Raw genomic sequence first — 1,145 nt, 5'->3', positions numbered from 1 at the left:
GCTCGAACTGGACATTGGGTGGCGCTTGCGCGAAGAGGACAGGGTCGAACACGCCAGGGAACCAGGTCGAGACGACGCCAGGCAGGACGAGGATGCTCCTGAACCCTCCCTCATCCAGCCTGCCCTCGAGGCGCAGGCCAGTGGCGCTAAAGAACCCCTGCGTGTTGGAGCTGGTGGTTGGGTACGGAAAGAGCGCGAACGGTTCTAGGGCCTCCGCAACGGCCAGGACCTCATTCGTCGTCGTGTCTCCAGTAATCGTGGTCCGCCCGTCCTCGGCGTTGAGCAGGACGGGGAGGACGGGGTTGGGGGAGAAGGGGTGCCAACTCGTTGGGATCGAGGCTTGGCTCCCACCGGTCGCAGGCAGAATTACCTGCTGAAACGGATTGTTCGCCGGCGACTGGACTGGCGAGCCGCCGATCGTGAGGTTTTCAAAGAACCCAAAATACGCACGGCCGCCCACCGGCAACGCTCCCAAAATCGTGGACAGCCCGGCGAACAGCACCAACACGAGTCCACCGACCCGCAGCGACGTCGGGACTCGGCCAGGACGCCCGGGAAAATGTGTCCGTCTCATGACCCACCATCCTCCGTCTGTCACCTGCTCCCAAGGGGCAGGCGCGAGTACTGGGGCACCGCGCCACCTCAGCGGGTTTGTCCCGCGAGGCGTCCATCACGACGACTCGCAGACGCGGACGCGTCGCGCGCGGGATGACCTCGGTGCCTGCGCCGAACGGTGTGGGGCCTTCGGTCGAGCCTTAGTTACTCATCGAGAGTTTAGTCCCGTAGAGTCCTGGGGGAGGGTAAGCTTACAACGGGACGCGTGCCGGCGCAATAGGGGCAACGCCCCAGGTAAAGAAGGGGGCAGGGGTCAGGGAAAAAGGAACCGGGTACCTTTTCCTTATGAATGCGTGTGGAAAAGGTACCCGGTTCCTTTTTTCAGGGATCAGGGGTCAGAGGCCAGGAACACCTGACCCCTGACCCTGCCTTGTGCTACTGAATCCTCGTGGCAAGCGCCGAGCCGCCGGCTTGCCCAAAGATTCCGCCGGTTGATTGATAGCGCGAGCACTCGACGGTGATGGGCGCAGCCTCTGCGCCCTCGCCCGCCAGGCTCTCCACCAGGATGCTGAACCGTCTGCCTTCGGACT

Annotated in this window: 1 protein-coding gene; it reads right to left on the bottom strand. The window is 63.6% G+C overall.

Features of this window, described 5'->3' with window-relative positions; genetic code table 11:
* On the bottom strand, nucleotides 1-574 hold a 574-nt coding region (locus GEV06_28585), incomplete at its 3' end, for a hypothetical protein (protein MPZ21807.1).
* Between the last annotated feature and the right edge of the window lie 571 nt (nucleotides 575-1,145).

It is taken from the genome of Luteitalea sp., from assembly GCA_009377605.1.
In the GTDB taxonomy this organism is placed as follows: domain Bacteria; phylum Acidobacteriota; class Vicinamibacteria; order Vicinamibacterales; family Vicinamibacteraceae; genus WHTT01.
Note: the sequence above shows the minus strand (reverse complement) of the source record. Positions and strands in the feature narration are given on the sequence as shown.